This window comes from uncultured Enterovirga sp. (assembly GCF_964242715.1).
Lineage (GTDB): Bacteria > Pseudomonadota > Alphaproteobacteria > Rhizobiales > Beijerinckiaceae > Enterovirga.
On record NZ_CAXTAZ010000056.1, the window covers coordinates 13,383 to 32,485 of the forward strand.

General features: G+C 68.1%; 18 protein-coding genes. 7 read left to right on the forward strand and 11 right to left on the reverse strand.

Annotated elements, in window-relative coordinates; translation table 11 throughout:
* Positions 1 to 49: 49 nt before the first annotated feature.
* The 3 genes from ACFE87_RS20995 to ACFE87_RS21005 are packed head-to-tail and all read right to left on the reverse strand — an operon-like array spanning position 50 to position 3,638.
* Positions 50 to 2,143, reverse strand: a complete 2,094-nt coding sequence (locus tag ACFE87_RS20995; RefSeq protein ID WP_375461611.1) for an acetate--CoA ligase family protein — start codon at positions 2,141 to 2,143, stop codon at positions 50 to 52.
* Complete coding sequence (locus tag ACFE87_RS21000; RefSeq protein ID WP_375461612.1) at positions 2,140 to 2,499, reverse strand: Zn-ribbon domain-containing OB-fold protein; 360 nt, start codon at positions 2,497 to 2,499, stop codon at positions 2,140 to 2,142. The genes ACFE87_RS20995 and ACFE87_RS21000 overlap by 4 nt, the downstream gene beginning before the upstream one ends.
* The gene (locus tag ACFE87_RS21005) at positions 2,496 to 3,638 is read right to left on the reverse strand and encodes a thiolase family protein (RefSeq protein ID WP_375461613.1); all 1,143 of its coding nucleotides are present in this window, start codon (positions 3,636 to 3,638) and stop codon (positions 2,496 to 2,498) included. The genes ACFE87_RS21000 and ACFE87_RS21005 overlap by 4 nt, the downstream gene beginning before the upstream one ends.
* 412 nt (positions 3,639 to 4,050) lie before the next feature.
* On the opposite strand from ACFE87_RS21005, the gene hmgA reads away from it, so the two are divergent.
* The 3 genes from hmgA to ACFE87_RS21020 all read left to right on the forward strand — a co-directional run bounded on the left by hmgA (position 4,051) and on the right by ACFE87_RS21020 (position 7,124).
* Positions 4,051 to 5,403, forward strand: a complete 1,353-nt coding sequence (hmgA, locus tag ACFE87_RS21010) for a homogentisate 1,2-dioxygenase (RefSeq protein WP_375461614.1) — start codon at positions 4,051 to 4,053, stop codon at positions 5,401 to 5,403.
* Between the two features lie 79 nt (positions 5,404 to 5,482).
* The gene (gene fahA / locus ACFE87_RS21015; RefSeq protein WP_375461615.1) at positions 5,483 to 6,799 is read left to right on the forward strand and encodes a fumarylacetoacetase; all 1,317 of its coding nucleotides are present in this window, start codon (positions 5,483 to 5,485) and stop codon (positions 6,797 to 6,799) included.
* A gap of 13 nt (positions 6,800 to 6,812) precedes the next feature.
* Positions 6,813 to 7,124, forward strand: a complete 312-nt coding sequence (locus ACFE87_RS21020; RefSeq protein WP_375461616.1) for a non-heme iron oxygenase ferredoxin subunit — start codon at positions 6,813 to 6,815, stop codon at positions 7,122 to 7,124.
* Positions 7,125 to 7,142: 18 nt separating this feature from the next.
* Here the strand turns inward: ACFE87_RS21020 and ACFE87_RS21025 are convergent, their stop codons facing one another.
* A complete protein-coding gene (locus ACFE87_RS21025; protein WP_375461617.1) occupies positions 7,143 to 7,634 on the reverse strand; it encodes an Lrp/AsnC family transcriptional regulator in 492 nt (163 codons plus the stop codon).
* Positions 7,635 to 7,749: 115 nt separating this feature from the next.
* Between ACFE87_RS21025 and hppD the strand changes: the two genes are divergently transcribed.
* Entirely contained in the window at positions 7,750 to 8,871 is a 1,122-nt protein-coding gene (hppD, locus tag ACFE87_RS21030) for a 4-hydroxyphenylpyruvate dioxygenase (protein ID WP_375461618.1), read from the forward strand.
* A 226-nt stretch (positions 8,872 to 9,097) separates the two neighbouring features.
* On the opposite strand, the gene ACFE87_RS21035 is transcribed toward hppD, so the two are convergent.
* The 6 genes from ACFE87_RS21035 to ACFE87_RS21060 all read right to left on the reverse strand — a co-directional run bounded on the left by ACFE87_RS21035 (position 9,098) and on the right by ACFE87_RS21060 (position 15,836).
* Positions 9,098 to 9,472: an SUF system Fe-S cluster assembly protein gene (locus tag ACFE87_RS21035; protein WP_375461619.1), complete on the reverse strand. Its 375-nt coding sequence runs from the start codon at positions 9,470 to 9,472 to the stop codon at positions 9,098 to 9,100.
* Positions 9,473 to 9,497: 25 nt separating this feature from the next.
* Complete coding sequence (locus ACFE87_RS21040; protein ID WP_375461620.1) at positions 9,498 to 10,754, reverse strand: cysteine desulfurase; 1,257 nt, start codon at positions 10,752 to 10,754, stop codon at positions 9,498 to 9,500.
* Between the two features lie 117 nt (positions 10,755 to 10,871).
* On the reverse strand, positions 10,872 to 12,215 hold the full coding sequence (gene sufD / locus ACFE87_RS21045; RefSeq protein WP_375461621.1) for a Fe-S cluster assembly protein SufD: 1,344 nt from the start codon (positions 12,213 to 12,215) through the stop codon (positions 10,872 to 10,874).
* Position 12,216: 1 nt separating this feature from the next.
* Positions 12,217 to 12,981: a Fe-S cluster assembly ATPase SufC gene (sufC, locus tag ACFE87_RS21050; protein ID WP_375461622.1), complete on the reverse strand. Its 765-nt coding sequence runs from the start codon at positions 12,979 to 12,981 to the stop codon at positions 12,217 to 12,219.
* 115 nt (positions 12,982 to 13,096) lie between these two features.
* Positions 13,097 to 14,569, reverse strand: coding sequence for a Fe-S cluster assembly protein SufB (sufB, locus tag ACFE87_RS21055; protein ID WP_375461623.1), 1,473 nt, complete (start codon positions 14,567 to 14,569; stop codon positions 13,097 to 13,099).
* Positions 14,570 to 14,669: 100 nt separating this feature from the next.
* A complete protein-coding gene (locus ACFE87_RS21060; protein ID WP_375461624.1) occupies positions 14,670 to 15,836 on the reverse strand; it encodes a cysteine desulfurase family protein in 1,167 nt (388 codons plus the stop codon).
* A gap of 288 nt (positions 15,837 to 16,124) precedes the next feature.
* Between ACFE87_RS21060 and ACFE87_RS21065 the strand changes: the two genes are divergently transcribed.
* Together ACFE87_RS21065 and ACFE87_RS21070 are read left to right on the forward strand one after the other, a co-directional pair.
* The gene (locus ACFE87_RS21065) at positions 16,125 to 16,784 is read left to right on the forward strand and encodes an alpha/beta hydrolase (protein ID WP_375461625.1); all 660 of its coding nucleotides are present in this window, start codon (positions 16,125 to 16,127) and stop codon (positions 16,782 to 16,784) included.
* A gap of 30 nt (positions 16,785 to 16,814) precedes the next feature.
* Complete coding sequence (locus ACFE87_RS21070) at positions 16,815 to 17,243, forward strand: DUF1772 domain-containing protein (RefSeq protein ID WP_375461629.1); 429 nt, start codon at positions 16,815 to 16,817, stop codon at positions 17,241 to 17,243.
* 14 nt (positions 17,244 to 17,257) lie between these two features.
* On the opposite strand, the gene ACFE87_RS21075 is transcribed toward ACFE87_RS21070, so the two are convergent.
* Entirely contained in the window at positions 17,258 to 18,391 is a 1,134-nt protein-coding gene (locus ACFE87_RS21075) for an anhydro-N-acetylmuramic acid kinase (protein WP_375461626.1), read from the reverse strand.
* A 71-nt stretch (positions 18,392 to 18,462) separates the two neighbouring features.
* Here ACFE87_RS21075 and tyrS point away from each other — a divergent pair.
* Positions 18,463 to 19,103 (forward strand): tyrosine--tRNA ligase (gene tyrS / locus ACFE87_RS21080; RefSeq protein ID WP_375461627.1); only part of this gene is annotated, 641 nt, incomplete at its 3' end.

The window sequence follows — 19,103 nt, forward strand, 5'->3', positions numbered from 1 at the left end:
CCGTTCGGGGCATCCCTAGCATTGCAGCCGCCGCTTGCGCGACCGCTCGTCAGGTCACGACCACGGCGTCGAGCGCCATGCTGTCGCCCGGCTCGGTCCCGATCAGGAACGGGTTGACGTCGACGGTCTCGACGGCGCTTCCGGTCTCGCTCATCAGCCGGCCGAGCGCGACCGCCGCCCGGCACAGGGTCCCGAGGTCGAAGGCGGGCTCGCCGCGCACGCCGGCGAGGACCGGGGCGATGCGGAGCCGGCCGATCGCTTCGCGCACCTCCTCCTCGCCGAAGGGCGGCAGGAGGAGGCGGATATCGGGCAACGCCTCGACATAGCGGCCGCCGTCGCCGACCACGACGACGGGGCCGAAAAAGGGATCGCGATGAGCGCCGATCAGCATCTCGCGCCGGCCCTTCGCCATCCGGGCGACGATGACGCCGTCGAAGCCCGATCCGTGCCGCTCGAGCGACTCCCGGCAGGCCGCGAAGGCGGTCCGGATCTCGGCCTCGGCCCGGAGCCCGAGATGGACGAGGCCGAGCTCGCTCTTGTGCGAGACGTCGGCCGAGCAGCCTTTCACGGCGACGGGGCTGTCGACGGTCCCGAGCGCCGCCACGGCTTCCTCCTCCGTCCGGCAGAGCCGGTGCGGCACGACCGGGATCCCGGCCTCGGCGAGGAATGCGAGGCTGTCCGCCTCGTTCAGGAGGCGCGTTCCGGAGGGTCCGGCGCCGCGCACCTCCCCTCCCCCTCTCGGAGAGGGCATGCGCTTTGCCGCCCGCGCCATCAGCTCGCGATGCGCGACGAACTGGTGCAGCGCCCGCACGGCCCCGGCCTCGCCCTCGAAGACGGGCAGGCCTTCGCGCTTGAAGGGTCCCGCGACGAGCGCCTGGGGTGCCACGACCACGATCGGCTTTCCGGTCACGGCGGCGAAGGCGGCCGTGTCCCGCGCGAAGGCCTCGACGTCGTAGGCGGCGCCCGCGACCGGGATCCCGACCAGGAAAGCATCGGCAGCCGGGTCCTCGGCGATCACGGGCAGGATCTGGCTGAACAGGGCCGAGTTGGTGAGGAGCGCCGCCGTGATGTCGACCGGGTTCACGGCCGAGGCGAAGCCGGGCAGGATGGCGCGCAGGCGGGCCTGCGTCTCGTCGGCAAGCCGTGGGACGCTCATCCCCGCGGTGGAGGCAGCGTCGGCCGCCATGACGCAGGTTGCGCCGGAATTCGAGATCGCGACGAGCCGCCGGCCGGCCGGCCGCCACCCCTTCAGGTAAAGCTCGGCCGCCTCGACGAGATCGGCCGTATCCTGCGCCCGCCAGATCCCGTGCTGTTCCAGGAAGGCGTCGACCACCCGGTCCTCGTTCGCGAGCGCCCCGGTATGAGACTTGGCTGCCGCCTGGCCGGCCGCCGTGCGGCCGGCCTTCAGGGCGATGATCGGCAGGTTGCGGTCGCGCGCCACCGCGGCCGCCTCGGCCAGGTGATGCGGGTCGGGGATGCTCTCGAGATAGAGGAGGAGGAGTTTTAGTGCGGGGTCCTCGGCCACGGCGGCCGCGAGTTCGCATACGGTGACGTCGGCATCGTTGCCGGTCGCGTGCGAATGGCGCACGCCGATGCCCCGACCGCGCAGCAGCCCGTAGGGCACGACGCTCATCGCGCCGCTCTGGCTGACGATGCCGATCGGCCCGTCCTTCGGCTCGACCTCGAGAAACATCGAGGAGAAGCTCGCGATGGCACCGGTGCCGAAATTCGCGAGCCCCTGCGAGTTCGGGCCGACGATGCGCATGCCGCGGGCCCGGGCCCGCTCGGCCATCGCCCGCTCCTGCTGCTTGCCGTTCTCCGGGTCGGATTCCCCGAAGCCCGAGGTCATCATGACGGCGATCTTCACGCCGGCCTCGCCGCATTCCTCGAGCGCCGCGACGGCGGCCTCCCCCGGTACCGCGATGATGACGAGGTCGGGCGCGTGCGCGAGGTCGGCGAGCCGCGGCACCGTGCGGAGGCCCTGCACCTCGGAGCGTTTCGGATTGATCGGGTAGACCTCGCCCTTGAAGCCGAAGCGGGACAGGTAGAGGAGCGGCCGCCCGCCGATCTTGTTCGGGTTCTCGGAGGCGCCGATCACCGCGATCGAGCGCGGATCGAGCGCGGCCTTGAGGTTCGGATTCATGTGGATTGCCGGTCGAAAACGGGGATGAGGAGGGGGCCGAAAGGCTCGAACCGGGCCGCGACGGGATCGCCGATCGCAAGGCCCGGCGCACCATGCGCCATCAGGTGGAAGCCTTCTTCGGCGTCGACCATCAGGATGCCGTAGGGCGCGAGTGCGCGGAGCGCTTCGGATGGCGCGCGGTTGACGATCGTCGCGGCATAGACGGTGCCGCGGCCGGACGCGGTCAGCGTGTCGGGATCGGTCGCGCCGCAGCACGGGCAGAAGCCCCGCCGGAAGTACCAGCGATGCCCGCAAGGCTGGCAGCTCTGGTAGGTGATCGCGGGTTCCCCCGTCGTCCAGTCGCCGGGCAAGGTCATGCGGCCCTCTCCAGGACGAGGCTGACATGGGACGACAGCACGCCGCCATCGCCATGCAGCAGGGCGAGCGGCGGCGGGTCGCGCAGCTGTCGCTCTCCCGCGCCCCCGCTCATCTGCCGCCAGCATTCCGCGAGATGGGCCATGGCCCCGCCAACCCCGCAATGGCCGTAGCTGAGGAGGCCGCCATGCGTGTTCAGCGGCATGGTTCCGTCAGGGCCGAAATGTCCATCCCGCGCCAGCGCGCCGGACCGGCCCGGTGGCGCTAACCCGATCTCCTCCAGCAGGATCGCGAGCGTGATCGTGAAGCTGTCGTAGATCGCGGCATAGCGCATCTCGCCGAGGTCACGGCCGGCGGCCGCGAGCGCGCGGGCTGCGCAATCTCCGGCGCCGAACCGAGCGAGCGACGGGGCGGCCGTGATGTGCTGGTGCGTGTGGGCCTGAGCGGCGCCGACGATCCGAATGGCCGCGCTTCCGGACCGGCGCTCGCGCTCGAGCACGAAGGCGGCGCCGCCATCCGAGACCGGACAGCAATCCAGGAATTTGAGCGGAGCCGCGATCGGCTTCGAGGCCATCACGTCGGCCGCCGTGATCGGATCGCGAAACTGGGCGCCCGGATGCCCGGCCGCATTCGCCCGCATCAGGACGGCGAGTTCGGCGAGATCCCGCTCGGTCGTCCCGGTCTCGTGGATGTAGCGGGAGGCGACGAGGCCATAATAGGCCGGGATGGTCGGGCCGAGCGGCACCTCGTAGACCGGGTGCCCGACCTGGGCCAACGTCTGGATCGCAGCGTCGCGGGACTGGCCGGTCAGCCGGTTCTCGCCCGCGACGACCAGGATGCGGTCGGCCGCACCCGACGCGACGAGGTGATGGGCCAGCATCGTCATCGCGAAGCCCGTCGCGCCGCCGAGCTGGATCGCATGCGCGTAGCGCGGATGCAGCCCGAAATGCTCCGCAAACACGGTGGAGAGCATCAAGTGAGGCAGCGTGGTGGAATAGCCACAGACAAGGCCATCGACATCGCGCCGCTCAAGCCCGGCCTCCGCCAGCGCGTCGGTCGCGGCCTCGCTCATCAGGTCGAGCGTGGACCGGCCCTCGTGGCGGACGAACCGGGTCAGCCCGACGCCGGTGATCCAGCTCATGCCCGCCTCCAGCGCGTACCCGCTCTCCGATGGGGAGAGGGTCGCGGGCGGGGTACGGGGCTCTCCGGCAGGTCGCTCCCCCCTTACCTCGGCCATGAAGATGCTTGTTCGGGGGCGACGATGGTTGGTTCGCGTGCGTGACCTGTCAAGGTCGGCCGCGGCCATGCCAGTCCTCGAGCTCGACGCCCTGCGAGCGTCCCGCGCCAACCGGCCCTCCCGTTCAAGGGCTGTCAGCCTTGCCGCTCATCCCGGCGGAAGCCGGGATCCAGCACGCGCCCTGGACCCCGGCTTCCGCCGGGGTGAGCGGGTGGAACCCTGACCGGCTGTCATCAGGCCGCAAGCGGCCTATGATGCGGACCGGCGTCGGGCGGCCCAAAGCCGCCGGCTGCAGGGAATCGAGGAAGGCCACCCGATGAACGTCCAGACGCCGTCCGCCTTTGGCACGATCGCGACCGGGTCCGGGCTCACGCCCGGCTACATGTCCGGCTTCGGCAACGGCTTCGAGACGGAGGCGCTGCCCGGCGCCCTTCCGGTCGGGCGCAACTCGCCGCAGCGCTGCCCCTACGGGCTCTATGCGGAGCAGCTGTCGGGCTCCCCCTTCACGGCGCCCCGCACCACGAACGAGCGCTCCTGGCTCTACCGGATCCGTCCGACGATCGCCCATACGGGCGCCTTCGCCAAGGCCGAGGCGGGATTCTGGCGCACGGCACCGGCGCATGAGGCCGACGTCCCGATCGCGCCGCTCCGCTGGGACCCCATCCCGATCCCGTCCGAGCCGCTCTCTTTCGTCGAGGGCGTGCGCACGATGACCACGGCCGGCGATGCCGGCGCGCAATCCGGGATGGGCGCGCATCTCTATTTCGTGACGCGCTCGATGCAGGACGAGTATGTCTACAACGCCGATGCCGAGATGGTCCTCGTGCCCCAGGAGGGCGAACTGAGGCTCGCCACGGAATTCGGCGTGATCGACATCGAGCCGGGCGAGATCGCCGTGATCCCCCGAGGGGTGAAATTGCGGGTCGAGCTGCTGGGCGGGCCGGCGCGGGGCTATCTGTGCGAGAATTACGGGGGTGCCCTCACCCTCCCCGAACGCGGCCCGATCGGCGCGAATTGCCTCGCGAACCAGCGCGACTTCCTCACGCCCTGCGCCGCCTACGAGGACCGGGACGCGCCCTCGAAACTGTTCGTGAAATGGGGCGGCGCGCTGTGGAGCTGCGATCTCGACCATTCGCCGCTCGACGTCGTGGCCTGGCACGGCAATTACGCGCCCTACAAATACGACCTTCGCAAATACGCGCCGGTCGGGCCGCTGCTCTTCGACCATGCCGACCCGTCGATCTTCACCGTCCTGACCTCCCCCTCGGAGACGCCCGGCACGGCCAATATCGACTTCGTCATCTTCTCCGACCGCTGGCTCGTCGCCGAAAACACCTTTAGGCCGCCCTGGTACCACATGAACGTGATGAGCGAGTTCATGGGGCTGATCTATGGCGTCTATGACGCGAAGACCGGTGGCGGCTTCGCGCCGGGCGGCATCTCGCTCCACAACTCGATGCTGCCGCATGGGCCCGACCGGGACGCCTTCCAGAAGGCTTCGAATGCGGAACTCGCCCCGCACAAGCTTCAGGGCACGCTCGCCTTCATGTTCGAGACGCGCTTTCCCCAGAAGGTCTCGCGCTACGCGGCCGAGAGCCCGGCCTTCCAGCGCAGCTATGCGGGCTACGGCAAGGCGCTGAAGAAGAATTTCGACCCGACCCGGCCTTGATCCCACCGCCCCACCCGGCGAAAGCCGGGGATGCCGGGCGGCTGGATACCGGCTTGCGCCGGAATGAGCGGGGGATGAGATGACGGCGAGGCTCGACGCCACGCATGGGGCCGACCTCACGAGCTGGGTCGCCTCGGCGAATGGCCATCCCGACTTCCCGATCCAGAACCTGCCGCTCGGGATCGTATCGGCCGGCAACGGCGAGCGCCGGCCCGGGGTCGCGATCGGCGACTCGATCCTCGACCTCGCGGGCCTCGCTGCCGCCGGCCTCCTTCCGGGGGAAGCCGGCCGCTTCGTCGAGGCCGGGGCGAGCGGCACGCTGAACGCCGCGTTGGCCCTCGGGGGCGGTCCGCGCCTGGCGCTGCGCGCGAGGTTGTCCGAGCTACTGCGCGAGGGCACCGGGGAGCGGCCTGCGGTCGAGCCGCACCTCCACGACGCGGAGTCCTGCGTCCTGCACCTGCCGGCGGCGATCGGCGACTACACCGACTTCTACGCCGGCATCCATCACGCGACCAATGTCGGCAAGCAGTTCCGTCCCGATAACCCGCTGCTCCCGAACTACAAATGGGTGCCGATCGGCTATCACGGTCGGGCCTCGTCGGTGATCCCGTCGGGCGTGCCGGTGCGGCGGCCGAGCGGTCAACGCAAGCCCGCCGCGGAGGCCGTCCCGGCCTTCGGGCCGTCGCGAAATCTTGACTACGAACTCGAGCTCGCGATCTGGATCGGCACCGGTAACGCGCAGGGCGAGCCGGTCCCGATAGGCAGCGCGGCGGAGCATATCGCGGGATATGGCCTTCTCAACGACTGGTCGGCGCGCGACATCCAGGCCTGGGAATACCAGCCGCTCGGGCCCTTCCTGGCGAAGAGCTTCGCCTCGACCGTCTCGCCCTGGATCGTGACGCCCGAGGCGCTGGCGCCCTTCCGCCTCCCTCAGCCGGCGCGGCCGGACGGCGACCCGCAGCCCCTGCCCTATCTGCGCGATGAGGCGGACCAGCGCGAGGGCGCACTCGCGATCGAGCTCGAGGTGCTGCTCCAGACGCCTCTCCTCCGGGAGAAGGGCCTGTCCCCGCACCGCCTCGGCCTGTCCGATGCCCGGCACATGTATTGGACGATGGCCCAGTTCGTCGCCCACCATACGAGCGGCGGCTGCAATCTCCGTCCGGGTGACCTTCTCGGCACCGGGACGATCTCCGCACCCGACCTCGCCGGCGCCGGCTCGCTGCTGGAGGCGAGCCAGGGCGGCCGGGAGCCGATCCGGCTCCCCTCCGGCGAGGAGCGCCGCTTCCTGGAGGATGGTGACGAGGTCATCCTGCGGGCGCGCTGCCGCCGCGAGGGTTTCGCGCCGATCGGCTTCGGCGAATGCCGGGCCACGATCCTGCCGGCCGCAGTGCCCTGAGGCCGGCTCCCGGATGACCTGGCACCACGTGCTGGACGCGGGCGATCTCCGCGAGAACGAGGTCGTCGGCCGCGACTGCGCCGGACGCTCGATCGCGATCTACCGTCTCGACAGCGCCTACCATGCGACCGGTAACCGCTGTACGCACGGGAACGCCCTCCTCTCGGAGGGCGAGGTGGTCGAGGGCTACATCGAATGCCCGCTCCATTTCGGCCTCTTCGAGATCAGGACCGGACGCGCCGCGGGCGCCCCGGTCAGCCGCGACCTCGCGGTCTATCCGGTGCGGGTCGTCGGCACGCGGGTGGAGGTCGAGATCCCGGACTGACGCCCGCGGGCCGGGCCGTCAGCGCCCCGGCTTCAGGCCCGACAGGGGCACGGGCGCGCCCTCCTTCAGCGTCTCCAGCACGACGGAGGTCCGGACCTGCCCGACGCTCTCGTGCGGCAGGAGCTCGTCATTCACGACGGCCGAGAGGGCCTTCAGGTCGGGCACGATCATCTTCAGGAGGTAGTCGCTGTCGCCCGTGAGCGCATGCGCCTCGAGCACGCAATCGAGCCGGCGCACGAGGTCGGCGAAGCGGCGTGAGTTGTCGGGGGAGTGGGCGGCGAGGCTGACCTTGGTGAAGACCACCACGTCGAGTCCGAGGAGGGCCGGGCTGAGATCGGCCCGGTAGCCCCGCACCACGCCCTTCTCCTCGAGGCGGATGCGGCGGCGCGAGCATTGACTGGCGGAGAGGTTCACGCGGTCCGCGAGTTCGCCATTCGTCAGCCGGCCGTCATCCTGCAGGGCAGCGATGATCTTGAGGTCAAAGGGGTCGAGCGCGACCGGACCAGCCATGCTGAGCGCCTTCGATGCACGATCTACGCGGGAACGAGCCGCCCTGAGCTGCATTTTGCACGCCCGTCGAATGCTGGACGTGGTCTGATCGCGGCGTCAATCGAGAGACAACCCCATGGGACCGTATCCTCACGACGCGCCGCCGCCGGCCATCGACGACCAGAATCCGATGGGGACCGACGGGTTCGAATTCGTCGAATACGCCCATCCGAACCCGGAGGAGCTGCACGGGCTGTTCCGCTCGATAGGGTTCGTGCCGGTCGCGCGGCACCGCACCAAGGCGATCACGCTCTACCGCCAGGGCGACGTAAACTACCTCGTCAACGAGGAGCCGGGCTCGCACGGCCACAATTTTGTCGCCGCGCACGGCCCCTGCGCGCCCTCGATGGCCTTCCGAGTCGTGGATGCGGAGCACGCCTACGAGCGGGCCATCGCGCTCGGCGCCGAGCCTGCCGATCCGGCCTCCGGCACGAAGACGCTTGACGTGCCCGCCATCAAAGGGATCGGCGGCTCGCTCCTCTACTTCGTCGATCGCTACGGCCGGTCGGGCTCGGCCTATGATGCCGAGTTCGACTGGCTCGGCGAGCGCGATCCGCGGCCGGAGGGCGTCGGGCTCTTCTATCTCGACCACCTGACCCACAACGTGCACCGCGGCCGCATGGACGTCTGGTCCGGCTTCTACGAGCGGCTCTTCCGTTTCCGCCAGATCCGGTATTTTGACATCGAGGGGAAGATGACGGGCCTCTTCTCGAAGGCCCTGACCAGCCCGGACGGCAAGATCCGCATCCCGATCAACGAATCCGCCGACGAGCGCAGCCAGATCGAGGAATACCTGCACGCCTATAACGGCGAGGGCATCCAGCATATCGCCTGCGGCTGCCGCGACATCTACGAGACCATCGAGACGCTGCGGGCGCGGGGCGTCTCCTTCATGCCGCCGCCACCCTCGGTCTATTTCAGGCGCATCGACAAGCGCGTGCCCGGCCACGGCGAGCCGGTCGATCGGCTCGAGCGGAACGGCATCCTGATCGACGGCGAGGGCGTGGTCGAGGGTGGCTACACCAAGATCCTGCTGCAGCTCTTCTCGGCCAACGCGATCGGCCCGATCTTCTTCGAGTTCATCCAGCGCAAGGGCGACGACGGTTTTGGCGAGGGCAATTTCAAGGCCCTTTTCGAGTCGATCGAGGACGACCAGATCCGCCGCGGGGTGCTGTCGGCCTCCGACGCGGCTGGCTGACCGCGTCGCGGCACGCCGACGGGGTCGGCCTAACTAGCCCGTCCCGGCTCTGCCCGGGTGGACTCGGCTGCCGGCCTTCCGAACTTCCGATCGAAGCGGCTTGTGAACCACCAAAGGATGCCACCCGAAACGGCCATGAACGCGAGGGCCGTTGCCCAGAGTTGCACGGTCAGGGACATGGGTTAGTCCTCGCTACGCGGTCCAAAACGTATCGCCGCGGTCGCACTCACCACATATCGAGCGCGATGCGGGCCTCGTCCGACATGCGGCTCTGATCCCAGGGCGGATCGAAGGTCATGTTGACCCTGACGTCCTTGACGCCGGGCACCGCCGCGACCGCGTTCTCGACCCAGATCGGCATCTCGCCCGCGACCGGGCAACCCGGAGCAGTGAGGGTCATGTCGATCGCGACATGACGGTCGTCGGCGATGTCGACCCGGTAGATCAGGCCGAGTTCGTAGATGTCGGCCGGGATTTCCGGATCGTAGACCGTCTTCAGGGCGGCCACGATGGAATCGGTCATGCGATCGATCTCCTCCGGCGGGAGGCCGGCGCTGGCCGGCACCGGCGCATCGAGCGGGGAAGGTGTGACGTCGTTCATGACGTGATCTCGTGCTGGTGAGGGCTCAGCCGAACAGCGTCTCGGCCCGGCCCAGGGCTTCGGCCAGCTTATCGACTTCCGCCATGGTGTTGTAGAGGCCGAAAGAGGCCCGGCAGGTCGAGGTCGCACCGAAGCGTTCGAGGAGCGGCATCGCGCAATGTGTGCCGGCCCGCACCGCGACGCCCTGCCGGTCGATCACGGTCGCGACGTCGTGCGCATGCGCGCCCTGCATCTCGAAGGAGAGAATCGGCCCCTTATCCTCGGCCCGGCCGATGATCCGGATCGAGTTCATGGCCGACAGCCGCTCGTGGGCATAGGCCGAAACGCGCGCCTCGTGCGCCCGGATGTTCGGTCGCCCGACCCGCTCCATGAAGCGCACGGCGGCGCCGAGCCCGATCGCCTCGATGATCGGCGGGGTGCCGGCCTCGAAGCGATGCGGCGGGTCGCCATAGGTGACCTCGCCGCAGGCGACAACCTTGATCATCTCGCCGCCGCCCTGGTAGGGCGGCATCCGCTCCAGGAACGAACGCTTGCCATAGAGCACGCCGATGCCCGTCGGCCCGTACACCTTGTGGCCGGTGAAGACGTAAAAATCGGCGTCGAGCGCCTGCACGTCGATGTCAAGATGGACGGCACCCTGGCTGCCATCGACCATCACGGGAATGCCGTGAGCATGCGCGATCCGGATGATGTCGGCCATCGGCGCGACCGTGCCCAGCACGTTCGACATATGCGTCATGGCCACGATCTTGGTGCGCGGCCCGATCAGCTTCTCGAATTCCTCGACGAGGAGGTTGCCCTCGTCGTCGACCGGCACCCACTTGATCACGGCGCCCTTGCGCTCGCGCAGGAAATGCCAGGGCACGATGTTGGAGTGATGCTCCATGATCGAGAGGATGATCTCGTCGCCCTCCCCGATCGCCATCCGACCAAACGAATCCGCGACGAGGTTGATCGCCTCGGTCGCCGAGCGGGTGAAGACGATCTCGTCGGTCGAGCCGGCATTGAGGAAAGCCCGGACGCTCTCCCGGGCACCCTCGAAGGCCTCGGTGGCGGCGTTGGCCATGTAGTGCAGGCCGCGATGGACGTTGCCGTAGCCGCCCGTCATCGTCTCGACCATGGCGTCGATCACGGCCTGCGGCTTCTGCGCCGATGCGGCGTTGTCGAGATAGACGAGCGGTTTCCCGTAGACCTGTTTCGACAGGATCGGGAATTCGGCCCGCAGCGCCTCGACGTCGTAGGCCTGGTCCGACCGGAGGTCGGGGGAAAAGGGAGCGTTCATCTATCCACCTCGTCATCCCTAACGCGATGCAGCGCGAAGCGATGCGTCGCAGATCCGGGACCATGGATGTCAGCCGACATCCGAAACGTCGTGCGAGTCGTGGGTTCCGGGTTCTCGCTACGCGATCCCCGGAATGACGGCTCCCCGCGCGGCAAGCCACCCCTCGACCATTCCGACCAGTGCATCGCGCACGCCTTCATGAGCCACCGTCTCGATCGGGGGCCCGACGAAGGCCTGCAGCAGCAGGCTCTCGGCCTCGTTCTTCGGCAGGCCCCGGCTCTTCAGGTAGAAGAGCAGGTCCTCGTCGAGCGCACCGCAGGTGGCGCCATGGCCGCAGACGACGTCGTCGGCGAAGATTTCGAGTTCGGGCTTGTTGTTCATCGTGCAGCCGTCCGAGAGGAGCAGCGTGTCCGACTTCATCGCGCCGTCGGTCTTCTGCGCGTGCGGCCGCACGATGATCTTGCCCTGGAAAACGCCCGTCGCATCGTCGTCGAGGATCGTCTTGTAGCTCTCGCGGCTCGTCCCGTGGGGGACGGCGTGGTCGACAACCAGCGTCGCATCCGCGTGCTGGCGGCCCTTCAGCAGAGTGATTCCGTCGATCTGCGCGGTCGAATTCTCGCCCGCGAAGGTGACGAAGACCTGATGACGCGCCGACCGGGAGCCGGTCACCACGTTCAACGTGTTGAAGGAGGCCTTCGCCCCGAGCTTCGCCGTGAGCGTCGAAAGCGCGAGTACGTCCGAGCCCTCACGGTTGAGGCGGACATGCCGCACGCTCGCGCCGTCGCCCACGACGAACTCGACCGTGTCGTTCGGCTGATAGCCCAACCCGTCCGGACCCTCATGCGTCTCGAGGAGCGTCACCGAGGCGCCATCCTCCACCACGACCAGAAAACGGGTCGCGGTCGAGAACGGCCGCTCGCCGGTATTGACGAAGCGCAAAGCCAGCGGCTGGGCGACGGCCATGCCGGCCGTAATGCGGATCACCGCGCCGTCGCTCATGAAGGCCGTGTTGAGCTGGTAGACGGGGTTTTCGCGCGCGGTCGCGACCGCGCCGATCTCGCCCAGCCGAAGATGGCGGGAGGCGAGCGCATCGGCGAGCGGCCGGACCTCGATCCCGGCCGGGAAGGCCGCGAGTTCGGAGAGTTCCGCAGCACCCAGGTGGCCGTTCACGATCGTAAGCCGGGCGGCCGCCACCTCGGAGAAGGCCTGTGCCTGACTGAAGGCGACTGCAAGATCGGCGGGGCCCGGCTTCTCAGCCGGAGGCGGCGCATCGCGCATCAGCGCGCGCAGGTCGAAATACCGGAACTCCTCGACGCGCCGATGCGGCAGGCCGCGTTCGTTGAATCCGGACAACGCCGCTTCGCGCACGGCAACATCGCCGGGCAGGCCGCCCTTGAGGCGCTCGAACAGCAGACCGAGTTCCGTCTCGGCGGCGGTCCGCATGAGAGTGACGGCGCCCATGTCAGGCGGCCTCCGCCTCGACGGGCTGCTGCCGGTAGTCGGCATAGCCGTTCGCTTCCAGCTCCAGCGCCAGTTCCTTGCCGCCCGACTTCACGATGCGGCCGGCCGACATCACATGCACCGTGTCCGGCACGATATGGTTCAGGAGCCGCTGGTAGTGGGTGATGACCAGGAAGGAGCGGTCCGCGGCCCGGAGCGCGTTCACGCCCTCAGACACGATGCGGAGCGCGTCGATATCGAGGCCGGAATCGGTCTCGTCGAGGATGCAGAATTTTGGCTCGAGGAGCGCCATCTGCAGGATCTCCATCCGTTTCTTCTCGCCGCCCGAGAAGCCGACATTGAGCGCGCGCTTCAGGAAGTCGCGGTTGATCTCGAGCTTCGCGCCGGCAGCGTTAACGCGCCGGATCAGGTCGGGAGTCGTGAGTTCGCCCTCGCCGCGGGCGCGGCGCTGCGCGTTCAGTGTCGCCTTCAGGAAGGTCATCGTGTTCACGCCCGGGATCTCGAGCGGATACTGGAAGGCCAGGAACACGCCAGCCGCGGCGCGGGCATCCGGCTCCATCTCGAGCAGGTTCTGCCCATCGAGCAGGATCTCGCCGTCGAGGACCTCGTAGTCTTCCTTGCCGGCAATCACGTAGGACAGCGTCGACTTGCCCGACCCGTTCGGCCCCATGATGGCCGCGATCTCGCCGTCGGCGACCTTCAACGACAGGCCGTTCAGGATGCGGTTGTCCTCGATCTGGACGACCAGGTTGTTGATCTCGATCATGTCTCTTGCAGTCCGTTCGTCGGTGTCATGGCCGGGCCTGTGCCGGCCATCTCGATCGATGTGCCGTGCGCCCGGAGCGGGATGGCCGGGACAAGCCGGCCATGAAAGGTGGTGGCTAGCCCACGCTCCCCTCGAGCGAGATCGCGATCAGCTTCTGGGCCTCGACGGCGAATTCCATCGGCAGCTTCTGGAGCACGTCCTTGACGAAGCCGTTGACGATAAGGGCGACCGCCTCTTCCCCGTTCAGCCCGCGGCTCTGGCAATAGAACATCTGGTCCTCGGATATCTTCGAGGTGGTGGCCTCGTGTTCGAAGATCGCCGTGGCGTTGTTCGATTCCAGGTAGGGCACCGTATGCGCGCCACACTGGTCGCCGATCAGGAGCGAGTCGCAATTGGTGAAGTTGCGGGCGCCCTTGGCCCGGCGATGGGCCGAGATCAGTCCGCGATAGGTGTTGTCGGAGCGGCCGGCGGCGATGCCCTTCGAGATCACCTTCGAGGTCGTGTTCTTGCCCAAGTGGATCATCTTGGTGCCGGAATCGACCTGCTGCTTCCCGTTCGAGATCGCGATCGAATAGAACTCGCCGCGCGAACCGTCGCCGCGCAGGATGCAGCTCGGGTATTTCCAGGTAATCGCGGAGCCGGTCTCGACCTGCGTCCAGGTGATGATGGAATTGGCACCCCGGCAATCGCCGCGCTTTGTCACGAAGTTGTAGATACCGCCCTTGCCCTCGGCATCGCCCGGATACCAATTCTGGACGGTCGAATACTTGATCTCGGCATCGTCGAGCGCAATGAGCTCGACCACGGCCGCGTGCAGCTGGTTCTCGTCCCGGCGCGGCGCGGTGCAGCCCTCGAGGTATGAAACGTAGGAGCCCTTGTCGGCGATGATCAGCGTGCGCTCGAACTGCCCGGTCTCGCGCTCGTTCATGCGGAAATAGGTCGACAGCTCCATCGGGCAGCGCACGCCCGGCGGGATGTAGACAAAGGACCCGTCCGAGAAGACGGCCGAGTTCAGGGTCGCGAAGAAATTGTCCGTGACCGGCACGACCGAGCCGAGATATTTTCGCACCAGTTCCGGATGCTCACGGAGCGCCTCGGAGATGGGCATGAAGATGACGCCGACCTTGGCGAGTTCGGCCTTGAAGGTCGTCGCAACCGAGACGGAGTCGAAGACGGCGTCGACGGCGACGTTCGAGCCCGGGATGCCTTCCAGCATCGCCACCTCGCGCAGCGGAATGCCGAGCTTCTTGTAGGTCTCCAGGATCGCCGGATCGAGTTCCTCGAGCGATTGCGGCCCCTCGCCCATGCCCTTCGGGGCGGCGTAGTAGTAGAGGTCCTCGTAGGCGATCTTCGGGTAGTCGACCCGGGCCCAGTTCGGCTCCTGCATCGTCCGCCAGCGCCGGTAGGCGTCGAGACGCCAATCGAGCATCCAGGCGGGCTCGCCCTTCTTGGCCGAGATGAACCGGACGGTGTCCTCGGAGAGGCCGCGCGGGGCCTTCTCCATCTCGATCGTCGTCTCGAAGCCATACTTGTACTGATCGACGTCGATCAGCTTCACGCGGTCGATGGTTTCCTGCACGGCAGGCATTACGTTCTCCCCAGATCGGCGACCGCAGCCGCCGTCTCTACCTCAAGGCCCACCCGGGTCCCCTGGATTGCCGGGTGGCTGAAACTGTCTCGGGCCCCGATCATGCGGCGCGTGCCCGGTCAGGCTGATATAAGCGCTGCAGCATGATTTCGAAGGCCTCGAGGAAGCCACGGACGTCATCGGCCCGCGTGTCCCATCCGAGACTGACCCGGAGCGCGCCGCGCGCAAGATCGTCGGCAACCCCCATCGCGGCGAGCACATGCGATCGGTCGACCTTGCCTGATGAACAGGCCGATCCCGAGGACAGCGCGACGCCGGCGAGGTCGAGCGCGATCAGAGCCGTCTCTGCCCTGACGCCCGGCACGGCGAAGCTCAGCGTGTTCGACAGGCGCTCGGCACCCTCGCCAAAGACGATGGCCTCGGGCGCGAGACGGCGGACACCGCTCTCCGCATCGTCCCGAAGCGCCCGAAGCCGCGGCGCCTCGCGCGACAGATCCCGTGCTGCGATCACGGCCGCGACGCCGAAGCCGACGCAACCGGGGACGTTCTCGGTCCCTCCGCGACGGCCGCGCTCCTGCCCTCCTCCCGTGACAAAGGCGGGACCGGGACCGCCAAGGCCGGACCGGACAACGAGAGCGCCGATGCCCATGGGCCCGCCAAGTTTGTGTGCGGAGAGGGTCAGGGCATCGAGCCCGAGCGCACCCATGTCGACCGGAATGCGGCCTGCCGCCTGAACCGCGTCCGCATGGACCACGGCGCCGGCCTCCGCCGCGATGTCGCAGATAACGCGAAGCGGCTGCAGAATGCCGGTCTCCGAATTCGCGAGCTGGATGGACACCAGCGCCGGCGCTCCGGAACGAAGACGGGTGCGGAGATCTGCGAGATCGACCAGCCCCGATCGGTCCACCGGCAGCAGCTCGACATCCGTCTCGGCAAAGCCGTGGCCCGACAAGACGGACGGATGCTCGGTGGCGCCGACGAGAAGGCGGCGGACGGACTGTCCGTCACGCGTCCGGAGCGCGCCCGGACGAAGAGCCGTGTTGTTGGCCTCCGTCCCGCCGCTCGTAAACGTCACCTCGTTCGCCTGTGCGCCGACGAGCGCCGCAACCTTCGCCCGTGCCGCATCGATTCGCGATCGCGCCCGCCTGCCCTCGTCATGCACCGAGGAGGGATTGCCGACCCGGAAGGCATCGAGGCACGCCGCCACGACCTCGGGCCGCATCGGCGCGGTCGCGTTGTGGTCGAGATAGGAGCGGGCGACACTCATCCGGCAGCGATGGTCCCGAGGCGCGACCGACGAGGCGAACGGCCAGGCCGGCTCACGAAAAACTTGCAATCACGCCCTCAAGACGTGATATCGAACAGGTCACCTCGACACCCTTCCGCTTGCCATTGCGCACAGGCCGGTGGGGTTGGCGAGACCTAGTTTAGAACCATTCCAAGTCGTTAGAACCGTTCTAAGGTGTTCTGGGACCTCCCCCCGGGGAAGTCAAGGCGCGCCGCATTGGCCGTCGGTCACCTGGTTCGAGCGCTGGACCGCATCGGAGTTCGCAGCATGCCAGAGGTGATGTTCACCGGTCCCGCCGGTCGCATCGAGGGTCGTTACCAGCCCGCCAAGCACAAGGGCGCGCCGATCGGCATCGTGCTGCATCCGCATCCGCAATTCGGCGGGACGATGAACAACCAGATCGTCTACAACCTTTTCTACGGCTTCCTGAACAGGGGCTTCTCGGCGCTCCGCTTCAACTTCCGGGGTGTCGGACGGAGCCAGGGATCCTTCGACCACGGCCAGGGCGAGCTGTCGGACGCCGCCGCCGCGCTCGATTGGGCTCAGTCCGTCAACCCGGACGCCCGCACATGCTGGATCGCGGGCGTCTCCTTCGGCGCCTGGATCGGCATGCAACTCCTGATGCGCCGCCCGGAGATCGAGGGTTTCATCTCGATCGCCGCCCCGGCCAACCGGTTCGACTTCACCTTCCTGGCGCCCTGCCCCTCCTCCGGCCTCTTCGTCCACGGCGCCGAGGACCGGGTCGCCCCGCATCGCGAGGTGATGGCCGTGATCGAGAAGGTGAAGACGCAGAAGGGGATCCAGATCGAGCACCAACTCGTCGACGGCGCCAACCACTTCTTCGACGGCAAGGTCGACGACCTGATGACCACGGTCGACACCTATCTCGACAAGCGCCTGGGCAAGCGGGAAGACGCGGCAGCTTAGGTCGGGGGGCTCGCTGAGGAACCGGCGATGATCGCGGGCCTCTTGTCCCTCGTCGCCGCCTCCCTCTTCACGGGGGCCGCCATCTATATCAACGTCGCCGAACAGCCAGCCCGGCTCGCGCTCGACGACGTTTCGCTCCTGCGCGAATGGGCCATTGCCTATGAGCGAGGCCAGGTGATGCAGGCTTCGCTTGCGATCCTCGGCTTCATGCTGGCGGCTATTGCCTGGTGGCAGACCGGAAGACCGGCCTACCTTTTGGGCGGGCTGGTGCTGCTGGCGAACTGGCCTTTCACGGTCGTCGTCATCATGCCAGTGAACCGGGCGCTGAAGGCCCTTCCAGCCGGCGGTGCAGGCTCTTCGATCCGCTCGCTCGTTCAACGCTGGGGCCGGCTCCATGCGGTCCGCAGTGTGCTGGGCGGTGTGTCCGTCTCAATCCTGCTCGGGGCGTTGGCGACCTGACGTGGTGCCCGGTGTCACCGCGGCGCTGCCAATGCCCCGCCCGTCATCGCCTGGGCGACACCCGTAGTGCCCGGGAAGGTGATCGGCAGCCCCCTGAGCCGGCGCGCGGCCAGATAGGCGAAGGCCTGGGCCTCGAGGAAGTCCGTCGACCAGCCGATCTCGTCGGCCGAGACGACCTCCGTCTGCAGCGCCGCCCGCAGACCTGCCATCAGGTACGGGTTCTTGGCTCCGCCTCCCCCGACGATCCAGCGCCGGGGCGGCTCGGGCGCCCATCGTAACGCAAGCCGGATTGCGCCGACCGTGAAGGCGGCGAGCGTCGCGGCCGCATCCTCGACACCGAGCGTCGCCACCATCCGGTGCGAGAACGCGTCGCGGTCGAGCGATTTCGGCGGCGATGTCGCAAAATAGGGATGCGACAGCATCCAGCCGACGAGATCCTCATCCGCCACGCCGCGTGCCGCAGTGGCGCCGTCTCGGTCGAGCCGCTCGCCCCGCCGCTCGACCAACAGATCGTTCAGGAGGGCGTTGCCGGGGCCCGTGTCGAAACCGAGCAGCTCATCGCCCGGCCCGATCAGCGTCACATTCGCGACCCCGCCGATGTTCAGGACGGCAAGCGGCAACCCATAGCCGGAGCTTTCCGCCAGCGCCCGGTGGAAGACCGGCACCAGAGGCGCGCCCTGCCCGCCCGCCGCGACGTCGGCGGCCCGGAAGTCGTAGACGACCGGGATGCCGAGGCGCTTGGCCAAGGCAGAGCCGTCGCCGATCTGCACGGTGAGCCGGTCCTCGGGCCGGTGCAGGACGGTCTGGCCGTGGAAGCCGACCGCCGCGATATCCTCCGGCCGCAGCCCCTCCCGGGCGAGGAGGGCCTCGACCGCTTCGGCATGGATACGGGTGACGAAGGCCTCGGCTTCAGTGAGGCAGCCCGGCCGCTGCCCGCGCTCGGTCACGCTCTGCCGGGCCTCTTCCTTGGCGCGAACGAGGAGCTTCGTCTCGGACTCGGAATAGTCGATCGCGTGCGTCCCGCCGACGATCTCGACATGGCCGTTCGGGCTCGCGACGACCTTGATCCCATGTCCGTCCGTCTCGACAAGCGCCGCGTCGACGCCGTCCATCGACGTTCCGCTCATCAATCCGATGAAGCGCCTCATGCGCGTGCCTGCCGTCGAAATCCGATCGCTTAGCTGTTACACGCCCGGCCTCCCATCGAGAACCGACCGCGATGACCGCCCCCACCTCCGACTTCCTGCGCGTGCTGACCGAGCGCGGCTTCATCCACCAGAGCTCCGACGTCGGCGGCATCGACGCGCTCGCGCGCGAGGGCCGGCTCACGACCTATGTCGGCTACGATTGCACGGCCCCCTCGCTCCATGTCGGCCACCTCGTCTCGATCATGATGCTGCATTGGCTGCAGCAGACCAGGGCCGGCCGGCCGATCGTGCTGATGGGCGGCGGCACGACCCGCGTCGGCGACCCGTCGGGACGCGACGAGACGCGCAAGATCCTAACCCTCGACCAGATCGAGGCGAACAAGGCTGGGATCGGCCGGGTCTTCTCGCGCTTTCTCGGCTTCGGCGAGAGCGGCCACGAGGCAGTGATGGCCGACAACGCGGAATGGCTGACACCGCTGAACTACATCGAGTTCCTGCGCGACGTCGGACGCCATTTCTCGATCAACCGCATGTTGTCGATGGATTCGGTGCGGCTCCGGCTGGAGCGCGATCACGAGCTGTCCTTCATCGAATTCAACTACATGCTTCTCCAATCCTACGACTTCGTGGAGCTGCATCGCCGCTACGGCGTCCGCATGCAGATGGGCGGCTCCGACCAATGGGGCAACATCGTCAACGGCATCGATCTCGG